General features: G+C 43.2%; 14 protein-coding genes and 1 pseudogene. 11 read left to right on the top strand and 4 right to left on the bottom strand.

What is annotated here, in order from left to right; translation table 11 throughout:
* Positions 1-12: 12 nt before the first annotated feature.
* Positions 13-1,326 (top strand): amidohydrolase, encoded by a 1,314-nt coding sequence (locus C2M32_RS14695; RefSeq protein ID WP_105169065.1) that lies wholly within the window; start codon positions 13-15, stop codon positions 1,324-1,326.
* Between the two features lie 38 nt (positions 1,327-1,364).
* Here C2M32_RS14695 and rluA read toward each other — a convergent pair whose 3' ends face one another.
* Both rluA and rapA read right to left on the bottom strand, forming a co-directional pair.
* Positions 1,365-2,018, bottom strand: coding sequence for a bifunctional tRNA pseudouridine(32) synthase/23S rRNA pseudouridine(746) synthase RluA (gene rluA / locus C2M32_RS14690; protein WP_105169064.1), 654 nt, complete (start codon positions 2,016-2,018; stop codon positions 1,365-1,367).
* Positions 2,019-2,150: 132 nt separating this feature from the next.
* Positions 2,151-5,048 (bottom strand): RNA polymerase-associated protein RapA, encoded by a 2,898-nt coding sequence (gene rapA, locus C2M32_RS14685; RefSeq protein WP_105169063.1) that lies wholly within the window; start codon positions 5,046-5,048, stop codon positions 2,151-2,153.
* A 277-nt stretch (positions 5,049-5,325) separates the two neighbouring features.
* Here rapA and C2M32_RS14680 point away from each other — a divergent pair, with 277 nt between their 5' ends.
* From C2M32_RS14680 to C2M32_RS14665, 4 genes are all read left to right on the top strand, one after another.
* Positions 5,326-6,732 (top strand): PhoH family protein, encoded by a 1,407-nt coding sequence (locus C2M32_RS14680; RefSeq protein ID WP_105169062.1) that lies wholly within the window; start codon positions 5,326-5,328, stop codon positions 6,730-6,732.
* Positions 6,733-6,846: 114 nt separating this feature from the next.
* Positions 6,847-10,566 carry an ATP-binding protein gene (locus tag C2M32_RS14675; protein ID WP_105169061.1) on the top strand — a complete coding sequence of 1,240 codons (3,720 nt, stop codon included), beginning with the start codon at positions 6,847-6,849 and terminating at the stop codon, positions 10,564-10,566.
* A gap of 568 nt (positions 10,567-11,134) precedes the next feature.
* Positions 11,135-12,877 (top strand): arginine--tRNA ligase, encoded by a 1,743-nt coding sequence (gene argS, locus C2M32_RS14670; protein ID WP_105169060.1) that lies wholly within the window; start codon positions 11,135-11,137, stop codon positions 12,875-12,877.
* A gap of 429 nt (positions 12,878-13,306) precedes the next feature.
* Positions 13,307-14,209: a diguanylate cyclase domain-containing protein gene (locus C2M32_RS14665; RefSeq protein WP_105169059.1), complete on the top strand. Its 903-nt coding sequence runs from the start codon at positions 13,307-13,309 to the stop codon at positions 14,207-14,209.
* 24 nt (positions 14,210-14,233) lie between these two features.
* Here the strand turns inward: C2M32_RS14665 and C2M32_RS14660 are convergent, their stop codons facing one another.
* Positions 14,234-14,608: a DUF3192 domain-containing protein gene (locus C2M32_RS14660; protein WP_105169058.1), complete on the bottom strand. Its 375-nt coding sequence runs from the start codon at positions 14,606-14,608 to the stop codon at positions 14,234-14,236.
* A 154-nt stretch (positions 14,609-14,762) separates the two neighbouring features.
* A complete protein-coding gene (locus C2M32_RS14655) occupies positions 14,763-15,710 on the bottom strand; it encodes a D-2-hydroxyacid dehydrogenase (protein ID WP_105169057.1) in 948 nt (315 codons plus the stop codon).
* Positions 15,711-15,784: 74 nt separating this feature from the next.
* On the opposite strand from C2M32_RS14655, the gene zntR reads away from it, so the two are divergent.
* The 6 genes and pseudogenes from zntR to C2M32_RS14625 all read left to right on the top strand — a co-directional run bounded on the left by zntR (position 15,785) and on the right by C2M32_RS14625 (position 19,644).
* Positions 15,785-16,198 (top strand): Zn(2+)-responsive transcriptional regulator, encoded by a 414-nt coding sequence (gene zntR, locus C2M32_RS14650; protein ID WP_105169056.1) that lies wholly within the window; start codon positions 15,785-15,787, stop codon positions 16,196-16,198.
* Entirely contained in the window at positions 16,182-17,381 is a 1,200-nt protein-coding gene (locus tag C2M32_RS14645; protein ID WP_105169055.1) for an SO_0444 family Cu/Zn efflux transporter, read from the top strand. Before zntR ends, C2M32_RS14645 begins: the two co-directional genes overlap by 17 nt.
* Positions 17,382-17,480: 99 nt before the next feature.
* Positions 17,481-18,590: a 1-acyl-sn-glycerol-3-phosphate acyltransferase gene (locus C2M32_RS14640; RefSeq protein ID WP_199886160.1), complete on the top strand. Its 1,110-nt coding sequence runs from the start codon at positions 17,481-17,483 to the stop codon at positions 18,588-18,590.
* Positions 18,591-18,708: 118 nt separating this feature from the next.
* A pseudogene (locus C2M32_RS14635) lies at positions 18,709-18,956 on the top strand (DUF1289 domain-containing protein).
* A gap of 78 nt (positions 18,957-19,034) precedes the next feature.
* Positions 19,035-19,241: a DUF3283 family protein gene (locus C2M32_RS14630; protein ID WP_105169053.1), complete on the top strand. Its 207-nt coding sequence runs from the start codon at positions 19,035-19,037 to the stop codon at positions 19,239-19,241.
* A 1-nt stretch (position 19,242) separates the two neighbouring features.
* Entirely contained in the window at positions 19,243-19,644 is a 402-nt protein-coding gene (locus tag C2M32_RS14625; protein WP_105169052.1) for a GNAT family N-acetyltransferase, read from the top strand.
* Positions 19,645-19,656 lie beyond the last annotated feature (12 nt).

Genomic DNA, 19,656 nt, shown 5'->3' with positions numbered 1-19,656 from the left:
GAATAATAATAAATGAAAAAGCTACTGATGTGTTTGCCTATGCTGCTTGCAAGCCAAGCGTATGCCACGCCATTGACGCAAAGCATTCAAAACGACATGCCAAATTTAGAATCGTTATATTTACATTTACATCAAAACCCAGAGTTGTCATATCAAGAAAAAAATACTGCTGCGCGATTGACCTCAGAGCTAAAGATGCTTGGCTTTACCGTCACAGAAGGAGTGGGTGGTCATGGCGTGGTTGGCTTACTCAAAAACGGTGAGGGGCCGACAGTGATGATCCGAGCTGATACGGATGCGCTTCCCATAATTGAACAGACGGGGAAAAAATATGCGTCAAAAGTAAAAGTGTTAGATAGTAATAACAATGAAGTCGGTGTGATGCATGGCTGCGGTCATGATATTCACATGACCAGCTTTGTTGGTACTGCCAAACAACTTGTTGCATTGCGCTCCAAATGGCAAGGGACGTTAATGATGGTAGCCCAGCCGGCCGAAGAAGTGGGCGCGGGCGCTAAAGCAATGCTCAAAGAGGGACTCTTTAGTCAGTTTGCAAAACCTGATCACGTATTAGGTCTACATGTCAGCGCGTCGGTACCTGCAGGAAAAGTCGCCATAGCGCCAGGCTACGCCTTGGCAAATGTGGACTCTGTTGATATTACGGTTAAGGGCAAGGGCGGCCACGGCGCATATCCACACACGACGGTTGACCCTGTGGTACTTGCCTCACGTATCGTGTTAGCACTACAAACGATTACTAGCCGAGAAATATCGCCGTTACAACCCTCGGTGATCACGGTCGGGTCAATTCACGGTGGCTCAAAACACAATATCATCTCTAATGAAGTGAAGCTTCAGCTCACGTTGCGCTCCTATGACCCTAAAGTTAGAGAGCAGCAAATTGCCACGATAGAGCGTATGACCAAAGGGATTGCGTTGAGTGCAGGGTTACCTGAAGAGATGGCTCCGACTGTATACGTAAACACCGATGAGACAATTCCTTCGACATACAATGACCCAGACTTGGCCGCTAAGGTGACTAATGCTATTAGACAAGAACTTGGTTCACAAAATGTACTGAAGTCAGAACCCGTCATGGCAGGAGAAGATTTTGGCTTATATGGTTTAACGGATGAGGATGTGCCTATCACAATTTTCTGGTTAGGCGGTGTAGAGCCAGCGTTATATGAAAAAGCGCAAACGCATGGCGAAACCTTACCATCGTTACATTCAAGTAAATTTGCCCCTGATTATCCACTCACCATAAAAACAGGGGTTAGAGCAATGACAGCAAGTGCTCTGGATTTGTTCAATAAAAACAAGTAGCGTTCAGAGTATTTGCTCACTTTGTTAGGCTGTTTATTTTAAAATGGCGCTAGGGCTTCAAAGGTCATCATTTGGCCTGTGTCAGGGTGACAAATTTGCAGCATCTGCGCATGTAACTGTAAACGAGGTGCCCCAGCCAGCGCCTCGTCTTTAGCATACAGTCTATCGCCCAATATGACATGACCAAGTGATAACATGTGTACGCGTAGCTGGTGTGAGCGACCGGTGATGGGGGTCAACTTCACTCGGGTGGCGTTATCTTCATAGCTCAGCACTTCAAAGTGAGTCAATGACGGTTTGCCTGTGTCATGGCAGACCATCTGTTTAGGGCGGTTCGGCCAGTCACAAATGAGTGGTAAGTCTACCGAACCCGTTTGCTGCGCTAATTTGCCGTATACGCGGGCAATATAGTACTTGTTTGTCAATCTATCTTGAAATTGGATACTTAAAAAGCGGTGTGCTTCTTTGCTCATCGCCAAACACAGCACACCTGATGTTGCCATATCCAAACGATGTACAATGCGTGCGCTTGGGAACACCGTGTTGACTCGACTGATAGCACTATCGGCATGTTTGGGATCTTTACCCGGCACAGTCAACAGGCCGCTTGGCTTGTTGATCACCAACATGTGATCGTCCTGATATAAAATTTCTAAGTAAGGGTCGCGCGGTGGCGCATAGTTCAACAACACGAGTATGACCTTAAAGGGAACAAGCGCGACATTTTAACGAGGTTTTTGCTAATCGCAAAGTATAGCGTTAGGGTTGGCTAATAAAGCCTTAGGTTAAGGCTGAATATTGCACCCAGCCTTAACCCAATCACTTTATTCGTGAGTCACTACGATTAAGCGAATAGCGTCAAGTTTTAACTGCGCTTTAGCGATGTGATTGGTCAACTCAGTACGTTGCTGGTCAAACACTTTAATTTCCTCATCTCGAATGTTCGGGTTGACGGCTTTAAGTGCGACCAAGCGACCTTGTTCATCAGCCATCACTTCCAACATTTTCTGCTGGGCTTGACTCTGGATAGCGTCTAACTCCTGCGTCGCCAAGGCATTGGCTTTGGTGATCAGCGGATGAATGGCACCTTGAAGGGCATTTGCTAATTTACTTGCCGTTTGACGACCCACAGCGGAAAGCTGATTGTTGAATGCGTCAAATGCCACGTTCGCTGCCAAATTGTTACCCGCTTTATCTAGCAGGATACGTACCGGTGTTGGTGGTAAGAAACGTCCTAGTTGTAAGGCTTTTGGTGCGGATGCCTCTGCGATAAAAATCAACTCCACGAAGAAAGTGCCAGCGGGGAGTTTTTTGTTTTTCAACAGGGCAACGGATGCGCTGCCAAAATCATCATCACAGATCATATCCATGGTGCCTTGAACCATAGGGTGATCCCAGCTAATAAAGTGTGCATCTTCTTGTGACAGCGCGGTTGCGCGGTCAAAGGTCACTGTGATCCCATCATCTTTTAAGCAAGGGAAAGAAGGATTTAGCATGTGCTCAGTGGGCTTGAGGATAATGGTGTTCTCCCCTTTGTCTTCTTGGCTCACACCAAAAATATCAAACGCATTGATCATGTATGCAGGAAGTACAACGTCATCATCCAGCGCTTCAATTTCTTGCACCAAACGTTCCGCCTTGCCTTGTCCACTTGAGTGTAGTTCCAGTAAGCGGTCACGGCCTTGTTCCATTTGGCTGCGCAACACCGCATTTTTCTTAGCAGCTTGCTCTAGCAAAGGATCCAGCGCGTCTTCATCACAGTTGTGCTCGCCAATTAACTCAAGTAGGTCTTCTGAAAACTCTTTGTAAAGCATCTGTCCTGTGGTACTGGTTGTTTCAAAGGCATCTAGACCTTCTTGATACCAGCGCAATAGGACTTCCTGAGCAGTATTCTCAAAATAAGGTACGTGAATGTTAACATCGTATTTTTGACCTATACGGTCAAGACGACCGATGCGTTGTTCAAGCAAATCTGGGTTTAACGGTAAATCGAACAGCACCAAATGGTGTGAGAACTGGAAGTTACGTCCTTCAGAGCCGATTTCTGAACACAATAAAACTTGTGCGCTGTCATATTCATCAGCAAAAAACGCCGCGGCACGGTCGCGCTCAACAATTGACATACCTTCATGGAATACCGCTGCTTTGATTGCCTCGCGTTCGCGCAATACTTGTTCTAGGCTGATAGCGGTTTGTGCTTCAGCACAAATAAGAAGGACTTTTTCATGCTTCAGTGATTTGAGCGTATCGATTAGCCATTCTACACGAGGGTCAAATGCTGTCCAACCACTGCCAGCACCTTCGAATTCTTGAAAGATCTTCTCCGGAAAGAGTGCTCGCAACGCTGATTTTTCGGCAGTTTGTACTCCCCCCATGCTACCAAGCACTGACATGGCGGTCTTGTATTGCTTTGGTAAGGCAACCGGATAGCTGTGTAGTTTACGTCCTGGGTAACCGTCAATGCCGCTACGACTGTTGCGGAATAGAATTCGCCCTGTGCCATGGCGGTCTAAAAGCATGGACAGGATCTCTTGCTTGGCGCTTTCATCACCCGCTTGTGCGCTGTTAAGCAGGCCAGAAATATCCGTATCTTTAAGCAACTCGATTAAGGTTGCTTGACCCTTTTCATCTAAAGCACCATCTTGTAACAATTGATTGGCCGCTTCGGCGACTTCTTTGTAATGACTTTCTTCTTCTACGAAAACCTCATAATCATAGAATCTGTCAGGGTCAAGCAATTGTAGGCGCGCAAAGTGGCTGTAGTGTCCTAATTGGTCCGGTGTTGCGGTTAAAAGGATCAATCCCGGAATATCTTGGCTTAATTCAGCCATACGTAAATATTCGGTACTGGGTTTGTCTTTAGTTACTGTCAGGTGATGGGCTTCGTCAATGACTAATAAGTCCCAATCGGCAAGTGTGGCTTGCTCAAACCAGCGGCGCTTTTTGGTAATAAATTCAAGACTGACCAAGACTAGCTGTTCGGTTTCAAATACATTGGGTGAGTCAGCGAATGCTTCATCACAACGTTCTTCATCAAAAATCGAAAAACGCAGATTGAAACGACGTAGCATTTCGACTAGCCACTGGTGTTGTAGATTCTCAGGTACGACGATAAGTACTCGGTTAGCGCGACCCGTTAAAATTTGTTGATGCAGGATCATGCCCGCTTCAATGGTCTTACCCAAACCTACTTCGTCAGAGAGTAGTACACGAGGTGCAAAGCGCTTTCCAACTTCATCTGCTATGTAAAGTTGATGAGGGATGAGACTAGCGCGTTGGCCAACAACCCCTTTAAGATGAGATTGCTGACGATTGAACTGATGTTGCCACGTTTGGTAGCGTAATGTGTAACGGTCGAAACGATCAACTTGGCCTGCGAATAATCTGTCTTGAGGCTTGTTAAACTTGATAAAGTGATCAAGAAAGGTTTCTTTTAAAACTGTTTTTTCTTCGGTATCGAGACGTACACCGTGATAGCACAACAGATCGCCTTCTTGTTCAACTTTTTCGACCTGTAATTCCCACTCTTCTACGTGACGGATAACATCTCCGGGGTTAAAGATGACCCGAGTTACTGGTGCTTCTTGCATGGCGTAAACGCGGTTTTCTCCACTGGCTGGGAACAATATTGTTACTTGGCGGCCCTCTAAAGCCACAATAGTGCCTAGTCCTAAATCTGACTCTGTGTCACTGATCCAGCGCTGACCTAAGGAAAAATTCATGTTTGTCTCGTCTTAAGCAGAAAAAAGGCGGCTATGTTACCCGTTCGCTTGATGTTGTTCAATCTTGTTTATTGTCGTTGAATGTGCATGTTCAGGAACGTCAGAAGCGCGCATATAAAGTAACTTGCTTTGTCTAAAAAATGAGCGCTTGATTGTCATGAAACGGACTTTTATGACAAATAGACTAAACTAGGTTTATAGCCTTATGTTTATTGGTGTTATCACCAACGAATGTAATGGGTATAGCATATATCATTGCAAACGACAGGAATGCGCTATGGGAAAAGATCAAGACCTCGACAGAAAAGTGTACGTGCTTGACACCAACGTACTGCTCCATGAACCCCTCGCTTATCTTTCCTTTCAAGAACATGACGTAGTCATCCCGATGACCGTACTTGAAGAGCTAGATCATATTAAAGACAGAAAGCGCGATGTAAGTCGTGATGCCAGAGTTGCTATTCGTAGCCTAGACGATGTACTCAAAGACGCCTCCCCAGAACAAATGCTAGAAGGAGTTCGTTTACCCAGTATTCAATCTGATAAAGAGCATGGTCCACTTGCACGCGGTAAGTTAATTATTGTGAATGATCATTTGTTTCCAGACAGCATTTCCGGCTTGCCCGGTAATGAAAACGATCATCGCATTATTAACTGTGCCGTTCGCTTGCAAAAACAATACTGTGAAAAGAAAGTAGTGTTGGTGACCAAAGACATCAACATGCGCTTAAAAGCTAAAGGAGCGGGGTTAAAGTTTGTTGAAGACTATCGTACCGATCAATTAATCGACGATATTAAGTTACTGAGCACTGGCTTCAAAAAAATAACCGGTGACTTTTGGCAAAACGTGGGAGATTGCACGTCAGAGCAAAAGGGCCGTTACACATTACATCATGTACCAAAATCTCTATTACCCGATGTATTTTGTAACGAATATTTAATTGATGATGGGGAGCATTTTGCCGCCAGAGTGGACAGTTTTGACGACGAGCACATTACTTTAAAAGACCTAAGTCGTGAACGACTAATGCATCAAACAGCTTGGGGAGTGAAACCAAAAAATATCTATCAGGGGATGGCGCTAGATGCCTTACTCGACCCAGATATAGAGCTGGTGATTTTAACGGGCCCGGCAGGGTGTGGTAAAACGCTATTGGCATTGGCCAGTGCCTTGGAAATGATTATCGAAAAAGGTATCTACGATAAAGTCATTGTGACGCGTAATACCCCAGAAATAGCTGAAAGTATTGGCTTTTTACCAGGTACGGAAGAAGAAAAAATGGCCCCGTGGTTAGCGGCGATTACCGATACGCTAGAAGTGCTACATAAAAATGATGAAAGCCCTATTTCGAGTAGGAATTACATCATGGAGAAAGCGAACATTCAGTTTAAGTCTGTGAATTTTATGCGTGGTCGCAGTATTCAAAACGCAGTGGTCATTTTGGATGAGAGCCAAAACCTAACGGCCTCTCAGTTGAAAACCATCATTACTCGTTGTGGAGAGGGCACTAAGCTGATCTGCTCGGGTAATTTAGCACAAATCGACAGTAATTATCTTACACCGGTTACATCTGGTTTAACCTATCTAGTGGAGCGTTTTAAACATTTTGAAGGCAGTGCAACGATTAATTTAAATGGTGTTGTACGCAGTCGTTTGGCTTCTTTTGCAGAAGAAAATTTATAAACCGATATTCGATGCAGGTGATGGGTTTATCACCTGCATCGACCTAATTTTAATAGACATACACCACATTACTGGTAATGTTCCTGCTTAATAATAATTACTTCATTCGGCTCAATGGACGATAATCAAGAGTTTATTCCCCTTAAAAAATACCGAAGGGCAGCCCTCATCGGCCTGTTGATATCAATTATTGTGGCCGGGTTTTTATGTTTACATCTATACCATATTAAGCTCAACCGAGCATTTGAGGAGCATCGAGCTTACTTTGATGCCATAGACACTCAAGTTGTGCAAAAAGTCGCTGAAGCAAGCAACGTAATAGACAATATTTTTATTAGTTTAGATCAGCCCTTAGCCTATGAGTACGATCAGACGATTCTGCGTGCTATCCAAAAAAGTAATAACTATTATCATAAATTAGACAATGATGCGGGTGAGATTATTGCTCGCAAAAGTGAGCAACAGCCGTTTGCCATACCTGAAAATTGGCAGCAAATTTTGGCGTTGGGTCCTGCGTTTAATACCGCATTGGCATTGGTGCCGCCACTGGATGCGATCGGTTATGTAAAAGAAGGGCAATTTGCATTTGTCCGAAGAAAAGACACCTCTACCAGTCACTTGCTAAGCGCGATGTTGGATGGGGCGTTGGCTCCAGATTTTTCCCTTTATAATTTTAGTACCAGCCAGCGTGTTACCATCAATAATAAGCATTACTTCAGCATCGCCAAGCAAAGCGGCAGCGCCCAAGGGGAGTATGTGGTGCTCGTTTATGACAGTGAAGATGTTGCAATTTGGCTTAAGGATATTACTTCTGACCATGTACAGATCAGTTTAATCAATAAAGATAAGCGCAACTTGCTCAGCGACGAACTGGTGCAGTTAAAACCTAAGCATCAAGCCAATCAATTTTTACCTTGGCAAGGTGGTGTGCAGCTCTATACCTTACGCTCCCAATCGCCAATTGATTTAGTTTATGAGCAAGATGAAACTCAGTTTATCAAACCGGTTTTATTTGAAGTCTTGCTCGAATTTGGGTTTCTGTCACTTTTTGTGGTTGCGACCTATATCTTACTTAGCTGGCTAAGTAATCGGATTTTTATTCGACCGGTGAGTTACTTTGTGAGCTATTTGACTCATCAGGACAATGCCCCACAGAATACGTTTGACTATGTCATCCCTGTTGATTGGCAGCCTTGGTTTGCGCGGGTAAAACAAGTGGTGATGCAAAAACAAAGCTTGTTAGAGCAGTTGCAAGAACACAATGAAATGCTTGATGAGCAAGTACAATCACAAAAACGAGCACTGTCTCGTTCATTGGAAGCCAAAGAGCGTCAAGCGGCGCTTCTGAATACGGTGTTAGATAGCGTTCCAGACCTGATTTACTTCAAAAATATTGATGGTTCATTTATTGGATGTAACCGAGCATTTGAGCAGTTTTTAGGGATTGATAAATCACAATTGGTTGGGCGAGAGCTGGGCGATGTGACGAATCTATATCCACAACTACTGACACTAGAACAGCAAATGCGCGATGAACGGTGTGCCATCACAGAAACGATTATGCTGGATCACAAAAGTTATATGTTGACGGTCAGCCCGTTGTTGGATGCACACAGAGGCGTGTTAGGTAGCTTGGGGGTGGCTAGAGATGTCACTGAGCAACAACGTGCCATGAAAGCGTTGCAAACATCCGAAGAAAATTTTAAATCGGCAATGGAATATGCCCCCAATGGCGTGATCTTGGTGTCTTTGGATAAAAGCGTACTGGTGATGAATAAGGCGGCGAAACGTTACCTTAGCTGTGAAGAGCTGCAGGCGAGTACGCACCTGTCATCCTTGTTTAATTCTGACAGTTATCTTGCTATTTCTCATATTCTTAGCATGTTATTGAAAGACAATAAGCATGTTCTAGAGTTGAGCCTATCTCATGGAGAACCGCTTTATTGGTTACAACTCAGCGCTTCTTTGGTTTGGGATAAAAACAAAGAGCCGAAGTATTTTGTTTTGCATTTGCAAGATATTACCAGCTTGACACAAGCAAAGTTAGACGCAGAACGAGCAACATTAGCTAAAAGCCGTTTTATTGCCAATATCAGTCATGAGATCAGAACTCCTCTGAATGTGATCCAAGGCGTCATCGATATCGTCAAAAAGCAAGGTGTCAGTGAGCGACAAAGCAATTTGTTGGGCCAGGTTCAACATGCCTCAAAGCAGTTACTAAGTATGCTAAACAGTATTTTGTCTTTTGCTAAGGTTGAGGGGCAGCATCAAGAACTGACTTTCGCACCATTTTGTATTGCAGCTTTGATTAAAGACTGTCAGGACTTGATTTTGCCTCTGAGCGAGCAAAAACAGTTGCAATTGGACGTTAATGTGGATGAGCGCATTTGGCCTATCCTGAAAAATGATGAAAACAAGATAAAGCAGGTACTGCTTAATCTGCTGAATAATGCGGTGAAATATACCATTAAGGGAACGATTACACTGAGCTTGGAAGTTATGAGCAGTAGCAGTACACAGCAAAGTATTCGATTTAGTATTCAAGACACTGGGGTGGGTATCAAACAGCAAGACCAGCAAAGACTTTTTGACGCATTTACGCAAGGCGATGACTCTCCAGCACGACGTCACGAAGGGATAGGATTGGGTCTGGCGATTGTAAAACATGAGGTGACGAAGCTAGGGGGAGAAATCGCGTTAATCAGCGAACCTGAGCAAGGCAGCGAATTCTATTTTACGCTCACGCTGGATAAGGTGAGTAATATGATGCCAAAACGCGTGACCCATACCTTGTGGTTGTGCAGCACTCATCGCGTGATGGAATACATGAACAAACCTTATATCGATATTATTCATGAGCCTGAAGAGGTACACGGCAAACTATCTGAGCAACATTTTGATTGTCTTATAATTAGTTGTGCCTCTGATGCAAAAGCGGTGCTGCAATCCAAACCTAACGCCCTAAAGTCGCTAAAACATATTTTGCTTCCAGACTCGGTTGCGATAGCGGAATTACCCAACTTAGACCAAATTAAGCTATTGAGTGAGAGGATGTTTTTGCAAAGTGCATATTGCTTTTTATTTGAAGAAGATAAGGATACCGAGCAGCTACTATTATCCGATAAAGCAGTGTCAGGTAGTCTTTGCTTGGTGATTGATGACAATCAACTCAATCTAAGTATTACCGCAAATATGCTGCAAACATTAAGTGTGAATGTTGCAGTACAAACCTCAGCAGAGAATCTGCTAGACATAGTTACACAGCTTCAACCGGATCTGATTTTAATGGATATTCATATGCCAGAAATTGACGGTTATCAAGCTACAGAAGCGCTGCGAACTAGGTTAAGTGATTTTGAAAAGCCAATCATTGCGTTAACTGCAAACTCATTGCTTGGAGAAAAAGAACATGCCTTGTCGGTAGGGATGAATGATTACCTGACAAAGCCTTTGTCTCAGACAAAATTGCTGGAGACATTGCAAATATACCTCAATAACGAGGGAACGTTTTTCGACCAAGATATGGGATTACGGCAAATGATGGGCAGTAGTGAGCTCTTGAGTAAAATGCTAGAGAAGTTCGCTGTGATGTGTACAGACTACCTCCAAAAAATGGATGCAATTGACGATGATAAACAGCTCCAGATGCTGGCTCACAATATAAAAGGTGCTGCGGGTGGAATTGGTTTTAGCAACTTGTCTAAGGCTGCAAAAGACCTTGAACTGCATATTAAAGAAGTGGGTAGATTACAAAAAACAGACCTCAAAGGCACCTTGAAATTGCACCTGCAACAAGTGCGACAGTTTATCTTAATGAGATATAAAGGTGAGTAACTGCGTGGTACAAGGTTTTATGTATGGCTGCCATCCTAACGTTTGAACAAGAATTCCTTAAGCAAAGCGACTAATTGGCCAAAATTATTCAAGTAGGTTTGCATCACGACATGCTAATCATACAACTTAAAATTAAACTTGCTGGCGCTGATATTTCAAGATTTAACATGGTTCGCGAAAAGCAGTATCTGACGTTCAAAACTCTGCCAAAAAAAAGCAATTATGGTAACATGCAAAAAACCAAATAAGTTGTAGTATCGGTACTTGGGTCAAAGGGTGATGAACCAAAAGATAAATACGTGCGGGGCAAGCAATTTACATGGGCAATATTGTTTGCATTGATGGTGAACAATCATCCCATAAGCGTATAATAGCTGGAATATCGTGGCCATAGGACTATTGCATGAAAGCTGAGGGTGCAACGAATTGTAAGACGTAGAGTCTTGACTGTGTTAGTTGGTACAGGTCGTTGTCAGATACGTCCCCCTTAACCAAGTCTGCAGCAACGGATATACGATACAGTGGCCTAGTATGCTGGGCTAACTTGAGTGATGAAATAGAGACGAATATGAATATCAAAAGTTTATTAATTGAAAAAGCATCGAAAGCGATGTTAGCTGCTGGACTACCAGAAGATACTAATCCTGCTGTAACTCAAAGTACCAAGCCACAGTTTGGTGACTACCAAATAAATGGTGTTATGGGCGCGGCTAAGAAGCTAAAGACAAACCCTCGCGAACTGGCTCAATTGGTTGTCGATAACTTAGAGATTGATGAACTAGTGGATAAAGTTGAGTTGGCAGGTCCAGGCTTTATTAATATTCATCTTAAGCACTCATTTCTTGAATCAAGTATTACTGCGGCTAACCAAGATAGTAAGTTGGGCGTAGCGCCTCATCAGCAGACAAAAAAAGTGGTTGTAGATTACTCTGCGCCAAATTTAGCCAAAGAAATGCACGTAGGACACCTACGCTCGACCATCATCGGTGATGCGATAGCGAGAACCTTGGAATTCAGAGGTGATGAAGTAATCAGACATAATCACATGGGTGACTGGGGAACGCAGTTTGGTATGCTCATTGCCCATTTGGAGCAATTAATAGCTCAAGGTGTTGACTTAGAAAAAGTCGCTTTGGCGGATCTGGAAAGCTTCTACCGCGATGCCAAGAAACGATTTGACGATGAAGAAGGTTTCGCTGATTTAGCAAGAAGCTACGTCGTTAAACTGCAAACTGGCGATGAATATTGTAAGTCGTTGTGGCAAAAGTTTATTGATACATCAATCAAACACTCTGAGGAAGTATACGATAGGCTAAACGTGACTTTAACTCGAGAGCATATTCGCGCAGAAAGCTCGTACAACGAGTTACTACCGACGATAATGGAGCGACTCACTGAGCAAAACCTCGTTGTAGAAGATCAAGGAGCTCAAGTTGTTTTCATTGATGAGTTGGCAAATAGTGAAGGGGAGCCTTCTGTCTTTATCGTTCAAAAATCAGGTGGTGGCTTTTTGTACTCCACGACTGATTTGGCAGCCTGTGAATATCGTTCGAATGAATTAAAAGCGGATCGTATTTTGATATTCACCGATGTTCGCCAAGGTCTACACTTTAAACAAGTTGAAATTACTGCGCGTAAAGCACATTTCTTGCGTGAAGAAACAAGTTATGAGCCTAGCCTATTTGGCGCAATGTTGGGTCAAGACGGAAAGCCATTTAAGACTAGAACAGGTGGCACAGTTAAGTTAACCAGCTTACTTGATGAAGCGGTGAGCCGTGCAAGCCAATATTTAGAGCAACGTGATCCAAATATTTCGGCCGATGATCTCAATGAAATTGCTAGGAAAGTGGGTATCGGTGCGGTTAAGTTTGCAGATTTATCTAAGCACCGCTCAAATGACTATGTTTTCGATTGGGATAGCATGCTTAGCTTTGAAGGAAAAACAGCACCGTATTTACAATACGCTTATGCACGTATTCGCAGTATCTTCCGTAAAGCACAAGTTAATAGCGAAGAGCTTAACGGCAAAGTGATCATTTCAAATGAACAGGAAAAAGCATTAGCGATTAAATTGCTGCAATTTGAAGAAGCGCTGGACTTAATGGGCAATGAAGTGACGCCACATGTTTTATGTAACTACTTATATGAGCTAACAAGCCTGTATATGACGTTCTATGAAGCGTGTCCAATTCTAAAAGATGATGTTTCTACAGAGACTCGTGAAAGTCGCTTAAGCCTTTGTCGCTTAGTTTCAAACACGGTCAAAACCGGTTTAGATTTACTCGGTATTGAAGTGATGGAAAGCATGTAATTTCCGTACTGTAGTACAGCCAAGTATTTTAAAAGCCGAGTTCATAGAAGCTCGGCTTTTTTATGCGCGGGTTAGCCTAAAATGAAGTCAATCTCTGATGAAGCGACGTTAAAGTTTGCATTAATCAACCTCGCAGATACTAACCAAGGTATGAGGTGGAGAATAAGCAAACAAAACGCTTGAAAAGTTTGCTATTATGAGTACAGAATATTTACATATAATTAATAGATGCAAAGATGATAAACAGCCTCAGGAGCCAGCCAATCATATTCAAGGCGCTGCTATAAAAGGCTCCTATGGCTGAGAATTCCTTGAACTGCATAAGAATAATGAAGCCGGTACACGATAACACTTGATTTGAAAGACACCTCAACAGTGCATTTACAACAGGTACGGCAGTTTATATTAATGAGATATAAAGGGGAGTAAATGCACAGTAATGCCCAAGTTCTAGTCGTTGACAGCGATCCTTTAAACCGAGTTGTACTTGAAAATACCCTCAGTGAAGACTGTAGGGTCGCTTTGCTGGATAATTGTGAGGAAGCCATTGAGTTTATTGCTACCCACAAAGTAGACTTAATCATTACCGACATTACCTTGGTCGATAGTCAAGGTATCGCCTTTATTCAAAGGCTCAAAGATAACTCTGACACCTATACAATTCCTGTCATTATAGTATCTTCCAGCAATAGCTATAGTGATGAAGTCAAAGGCTTGCAAATGGGAGCGGTGGATTATATCACTAAGCCTTTTAGCCCGTTAATCGTCAGAGCCAGAGTAAGAATACATTTAGTGCTCAAGCAAAAAAGTGACTTACTAGAAGAATTGGCTTCAATAGATGGGCTTACAGAATTACCTAATCGCCGCTTGTTTGATAAACATTTGGCACAACAGTGGCAGTCTTGTCATACCTCAGGTAAGACTTTAGGGGTACTGCTGGTCGATATAGACTATTTTAAGGCCTACAACGACGTCTATGGCTACGGTGCTGGGGATGAGTGCTTAGTTAAGGTGGCACGTTCACTCAAAGAAACGGTTGATTGTCATCAAGGATTTATAGCTCGCTATGATGGGGTGCGCTTCGCGGTGATATTGACCGAGTGTACGATGGCGCACATTGAGGCGCTGTCTCATTTGATGCATGACGCAATCGACAAGTTAATGCTTCCTCATAAATCTTCTCCAATCTGTGCACATGTGAGCATTAGTACGGGCATTGTGTTAATTGAGAAAGAGTTTTCTTTAGGGGTAGCAAGATGTTTACATTATGCTGACAGTGCCTTGTCGCAGGCGCGTATTAACCAAGAGCGTATGGTGCTGCTGATGAGGTGAGTAGCACTCACCTCATCACATGATTTACAGTATTTCTGACATCGCAGTGTCACCAAAACCAATTAACTTGGCATCTTTGAACACCAGCGGAGTGCATTCGTCCTTGGTTACCTTGCCATCCGAGTGTTTACTGTTAGTAGCAAAATACAGTACTTGATAAACACTGTTGCCTTTTTTGACTAATTCGGTGAAGTCAGGGGTGTTAAAGGTGTTTAAAACACTTTGATAGTCAGCGCCAATATTAAGCTGAGAGATCTTTTTTCGATTGTTTCTTTGCGTTTTTTCCCAATTGCTGTGTTCGCTTGTCCAACTATGTTCAACTTCACCATCAGATACGGCAACGATACAACCAGAAAGTAGAGGTGTGGCAAGTGCAGCGATTAAAAGTAATTTTTTCATTTTATATTTGATCCTTAACAATATGTACTAACACCTAAGCAATTTGGTTGCCAATATTAAAAGTCAATTTATATCAATGATTTACTGTCTTTTTTATAGATTGCAGTGTCAATATGACTAATCGATGTGGCTTGATTCATCACAATTTGGTTATTTATATCACTCTATTGAGCTGCTCACCGCGATTAAAACTCTGAATATTGTCAGCAATACTTTGCACTAGGCGTGCGATAGACTCTTTGCTAGCCCAAGCAATGTGTGGGGTAAGAATTAAATTACCAGCGTGATACGAAAGCAGTGGATTGTCACTTTTTGCAGGTTCTAGAGAAAGCACATCAACAGCGGCTCCGGCAAGCTGGTGGGTAGTAAGCGCTTTGACTAAGGCTGCTTCGTTAACTATGCCGCCTCGCGCAGTATTGAGTAGAACACAGCTTGGTTTTAGTGAGGCAAACTCTCTTTCATCAAACAGGTTACGTGTTTGCTCTGTTAAGGGGCAGTGGATGGAGATGATATCGGCTTGTTGTATCGCAGATTCAAAGGGGATACGCCCAGCCCTAATGGTTTTACTGCCACGTTGTTCCGCAACGATAACCTGAGCACCGAACGCTTGCGCCACTTTTGCAACGGCCTGACCCAGCGCACCATAGCCAATAATTGCAAACTGCTTACCTGCTATCTCACTGATTGGGTGGTCCAATCGACAGAACATATCACTTTTTTGCCAAAGGCCTTGGTGACAGTCTTGAATATATTGATGCACGTTTCCTAACAGGTTACCCAGTAGCGTAAATGTGTGTTGCACGACACTCGGTGTTGAATATCCAGCGACATTTGTCACGGCTATATTGCGCTCTTTAGCTGCAACAAGGTCGATGTTATTGGTGCCTGTGGCGGCAACACATATGAGTTTTAACTTTGGTAACTGAGACAGCGTATTGGCATCCAACACCACTTTATTGCTAATAACAACATCCGCGTTTTGGCAACGAGCAACCACATCTTGCGTTGGAGTGTTGTTATATGTTGTTAGATGACCACAGCGCTCTAACGGCGTTAATGGTGTATGTGCAAGGGTTTGTGCATCAAGAATAACTATATTCATCACTTTTCTCAAAAAGGCTTGACCTTGGTGTTAACTCTAAGGTTTATACTGTAACACGAAATAAGGAGGCTCAAATGAAAATTGGTGAATTGGCAAGACTGTTGGGTGTATCTACAGACACGCTGCGTTATTATGAGCAACACAATTTATTGTCGCCGAGTGCCCGCAGTGAGTCTGGTTATCGTCTTTACGACCAAACTCAGCTTAAGCAAATGCAATTTATTTTGCGTGCCAAAGAGGTGGGCTTTAGTTTAAAAGAGACATCTGAGCTATTACAAATTAAAGTAGACAAGAATCAACACAGCTGTGAGGAAGTCAAAGGGATCACATTACAAAAGTTAGAGCTAGTACGCGCACGTATAGCCGAGTTACAGTGTTTTGAAAAGTCATTGTCTAAATTGGCGAAAAGGTGTTGTGGTGGACAAGAAAGTGCAGATTTTTGCTCAATTTTAACCGCGTTGGAGGATGTCGATGGAACTCATAAGTAATTTTTGGCAATTGTTTTTGCTATCAGCGCCATGGTTGATGTTGGGCTTATTTTTGGCAGGCGTGATCAATGTATTTATCGCTAAAGACTTTTTACAAAAGCACTTGGGTCAAGAGGGGCTTTGGACCACAATCAAAGCTGCTTTGATTGGCGCACCTATGCCATTGTGTTCTTGTGGCGTTATTCCCGCCGCTATTGGGCTGCGCAGAGCGGGCGGCTCAAAAAGTGCGACCACTGCATTTTTAGTGTCCACGCCCGAAACAGGAGTGGACTCCATTTCGGTCTCTTATGTGTTGCTTGGACCATTTATGGCAGTTATCCGCCCGATTGCGGCTGTGTGCAGTGCAATTGTCGCCGGTGTGTTAGTTGGCAGAGATACGAAATCTCAATCGTTACCGTTGCAAGCCACCTCAGTACATGAACATACCAAGCAGAGCTGTTGTGACAGTAAGCCAACTGTGCAGACATCAAGTTGTTGCGCCAGTGAACAAACTCAGACTATTACGCAAACGAGCTGTTGTACAACACAGCAAGCACAAGTCCCCGAGCAAAGTACATGTTGTGATACCAAAGATACGCCTGCACAGCAAAGTTGTTGTGATACCGAGCATACAACGCAAGAATCATTTGCAGGAAAAATATGGCAGGCGACTAAATTCAGCTGTAATAAGCTCTTGTCAGACACCATGGTGTGGCTGATGGTTGGATTGTTTTTTGCTGCGTTGGTACAAACCTATGTACCAGAATCGTTTTTGAGTCAGTGGGGAAGTGGCATCATCGCTATGATGGTGGTGATCTTGATTAGTATTCCCATGTATATTTGTGCGACCGCTTCAACCCCCATCGCAGCTGGTTTATTAATGGCGGGAGTTTCCCCCGGTGCGGTTTTAGTGTTTATGCTGGCAGGGCCTGCCACTAATATTGCGACCTTGGGTGTGGTAGGCAAAGAATTGGGTAAACGAGCGGTGATTGCGTATTTAGGTGGTGTTATTGGTGTTGCTATCATATTTGGGTTTTTAACCGACTTTCTGGTAGCGAGTTATGGTTTTGCAGTAGAGCCGATGGTACAAATACAGCATGAGGTGTTACCACAGTGGTTTACGTTACTGACAGGGCTGGTTTTACTGGCATTGATGCTTAGGCTGATACTAATAGATGTATGGCAAAAAGTAGCAGGAAAATAATTATTTACAGACTTGCAAAGGTGGTCAGACTTGATAATCTTAGCTTCCTGCAGTTAAGCACGATAAAATACTGCGTTTTTCGGTTTAATCCTTGTATAAATGAGTAGTTTAGTGGATACGTACGCACAAATAAGACCTTATAACGACGATGAAGTACCAGCTGCACTAGCACGTTTACTGGCAGATGATGACTTCATTGACGTCATTGCAAAGTACAATTTACCTCGCTGGTTAAGTCATTGGTCTGCCTTGTCTCGTCCACTCGTTCGCGCGCGTTTACGTGGCAAGTGGGGCAAGTTTACGAATGTTGAGCAAGTACAACAGGAAGTGGCACGCTACCTAGAGATATTAATAAAAAATACGACTTCGAAGGTCACTTACTCTGGTCTGGATAAGCTTGATAGAAACGCGGCTTATTTGTTTATTTCGAATCATAGAGATATCGTTTTAGACCCCGCATTAATGAACTGGGGACTACACCAACATAAAATGAACACGGTGCGTATTGCCATTGGTGACAACCTGTTACAAGTGCCATATATCACCGAACTCATGCGATTGAATAAGAGCTTCATCGTAAAGCGCTCGGCTAAAGCACCAAAAGAAATGCTTAAAGCGCTAAGTCAGCTTTCCAATTATATTTATGATTCTTTGCAGTCCGGACACTCTATTTGGATCGCGCAAAAAGAAGGAAGAGCAAAAGATGGTGTGGATCAGACCGACCCAGCCTTGCTCAAAATGTTGCAATTACAAGGGCGTAAGCTAAAGCTGCCGTTTGACGAGTATGTTCGTACGTTAAAAATCGTGCCCGTGTCTATTTCTTATCAGTATGAGCCTTGCGCTATCGCTAAAGCCAAAGAGTTGGTTCACAAACGTGAGTTTGGTGCTTATGTTAAGGCCCAAGGTGAAGATATAGAGAGTATCTTGGAAGGTATTCGCTCTGATAAGGGACATGTTCATATTGCATTTGGCGAACCTATCGTCAATGGCTGTGAAACGCCAGACCAACTAGCTCACAGCATAGATCAACAAATTTTGGGTCACTATTACTTGCACCCAAGCAACTATATTGCTGCAGGTGAAGACCAACAAATAAGCTCAAAAGAGCAGCAGGATTTCTCGCAGCGTCTTGAGTTGGTTCCCGAAGAGCTAAAAGCTCAAGTGTTAGCAATGTATGCGGAGCCATTTAAACGTAAGTTAGCGCCTTAACCTAACTAGCTCGTTTATTTGAAAATAATAAAACCACTCGCTTTTGCAGTGTTTTTTTTGTTTGCTATTTGTCCATCAAATCGCGTTATACTGAAACGAGTAAAGTGATGTGGGCATTATGGAACAGATTGAAATTTTTGAGATCCCCAGTCCGTGTAAGGGGATCTGCCAAGTTAACAACCAGGTTACTGCAAGGGGTGCTATCGCAGTAGAGAGGAGCGGTTTGCCTGGAATAATTTCACAGATGCCCAAAAAAAACGGGTTATTGCCCTGTGTCAGCAGCGCTACAAGCGTTATCTTGCCAACAAAAAACATCAGGATACGCAAAATCCTTCACAGGATGAGCAACAATCTCTAGACTTTTAATTGTTCGGCAAAGCACGTAAGAGAGGGCAAAACCTATGTTATACTCTCCGCCCTACTTTAATTTTGATTGTGATAGTTATGAGTTACAACCTTTGCAATTTGCCTAGACAAGAAAAATATCAAATTCAGTTGGACTATGAAGCCTCTTTTTGGGCGTACCAAATAAAACGTGGTAAGAATACCCGTGAAGCCGTATATGAAGCCATCAATAGTCGCCCAATCTCTGATCAGGCAACACTCAAACAGCGCTTTGAATATTATTTGAGCATCATGCTTGCGGGCTGATATGCAAATTTGTTTACTTGATCCCCTTGCAACGCCTTTGGTCAATAAGTTTTATCAACACCACAAAGGGCGTGGTAGAGCAACAAAGCAAGACCAAAATTGGGTTGTTAAAGCGCCGGATATCGTAGCCGCGTGTCGTGTACAGAACAAAGACGGTGAATTGCTTTTATCCTCGGTACTCGTTGCCGAAGGCCTACGAAATCGAGGGGTTGCAAGTGCTTTGCTTACTCAGGTAATTACCGCTCAAAATACCACTGTTTACACCTTTGCCTATCGTCATTTATTTGAGTTTTATCAGCGGCTGGGGTTTTCTAGATGCACATTACCATTGAAATTGCAGCCCTATTTTAACAGTTATGTTGCGCAAAAGCGTGATATTGTGGCAATGTGTTCGTCCAAGTAATGTAATCTATCG

Source organism: Pseudoalteromonas sp. T1lg23B (genome assembly GCF_002964665.1).
In the GTDB taxonomy this organism is placed as follows: Bacteria; Pseudomonadota; Gammaproteobacteria; order Enterobacterales; family Alteromonadaceae; genus Pseudoalteromonas.
Note: the sequence above shows the minus strand (reverse complement) of the source record. Positions and strands in the feature narration are given on the sequence as shown.

Excerpts from the sequence above, each read along its gene's own strand:
- C2M32_RS14660 (WP_105169058.1), bottom strand. The coding sequence starts at position 14,608 with ATGAAAAAATTACTTTTAATCGCTGCACTTGCCACACCTCTACTTTCT.
- C2M32_RS14655 (WP_105169057.1), bottom strand. The coding sequence starts at position 15,710 with ATGAATATAGTTATTCTTGATGCACAAACCCTTGCACATACACCATTA.
- C2M32_RS14680 (WP_105169062.1), top strand. The coding sequence starts at position 5,326 with ATGGGAAAAGATCAAGACCTCGACAGAAAAGTGTACGTGCTTGACACC.
- C2M32_RS14665 (WP_105169059.1), top strand. The coding sequence starts at position 13,307 with ATGCACAGTAATGCCCAAGTTCTAGTCGTTGACAGCGATCCTTTAAAC.
- C2M32_RS14645 (WP_105169055.1), top strand. The coding sequence starts at position 16,182 with ATGGAACTCATAAGTAATTTTTGGCAATTGTTTTTGCTATCAGCGCCA.
- C2M32_RS14640 (WP_199886160.1), top strand. The coding sequence starts at position 17,481 with ATGAGTAGTTTAGTGGATACGTACGCACAAATAAGACCTTATAACGAC.
- C2M32_RS14625 (WP_105169052.1), top strand. The coding sequence starts at position 19,243 with ATGCAAATTTGTTTACTTGATCCCCTTGCAACGCCTTTGGTCAATAAG.
- C2M32_RS14675 (WP_105169061.1), top strand. The coding sequence starts at position 6,847 with ATGGACGATAATCAAGAGTTTATTCCCCTTAAAAAATACCGAAGGGCA.
- rapA (WP_105169063.1), bottom strand. The coding sequence starts at position 5,048 with ATGAATTTTTCCTTAGGTCAGCGCTGGATCAGTGACACAGAGTCAGAT.
- argS (WP_105169060.1), top strand. The coding sequence starts at position 11,135 with ATGAATATCAAAAGTTTATTAATTGAAAAAGCATCGAAAGCGATGTTA.
- C2M32_RS14630 (WP_105169053.1), top strand. The coding sequence starts at position 19,035 with ATGAGTTACAACCTTTGCAATTTGCCTAGACAAGAAAAATATCAAATT.
- zntR (WP_105169056.1), top strand. The coding sequence starts at position 15,785 with ATGAAAATTGGTGAATTGGCAAGACTGTTGGGTGTATCTACAGACACG.
- C2M32_RS14695 (WP_105169065.1), top strand. The coding sequence starts at position 13 with ATGAAAAAGCTACTGATGTGTTTGCCTATGCTGCTTGCAAGCCAAGCG.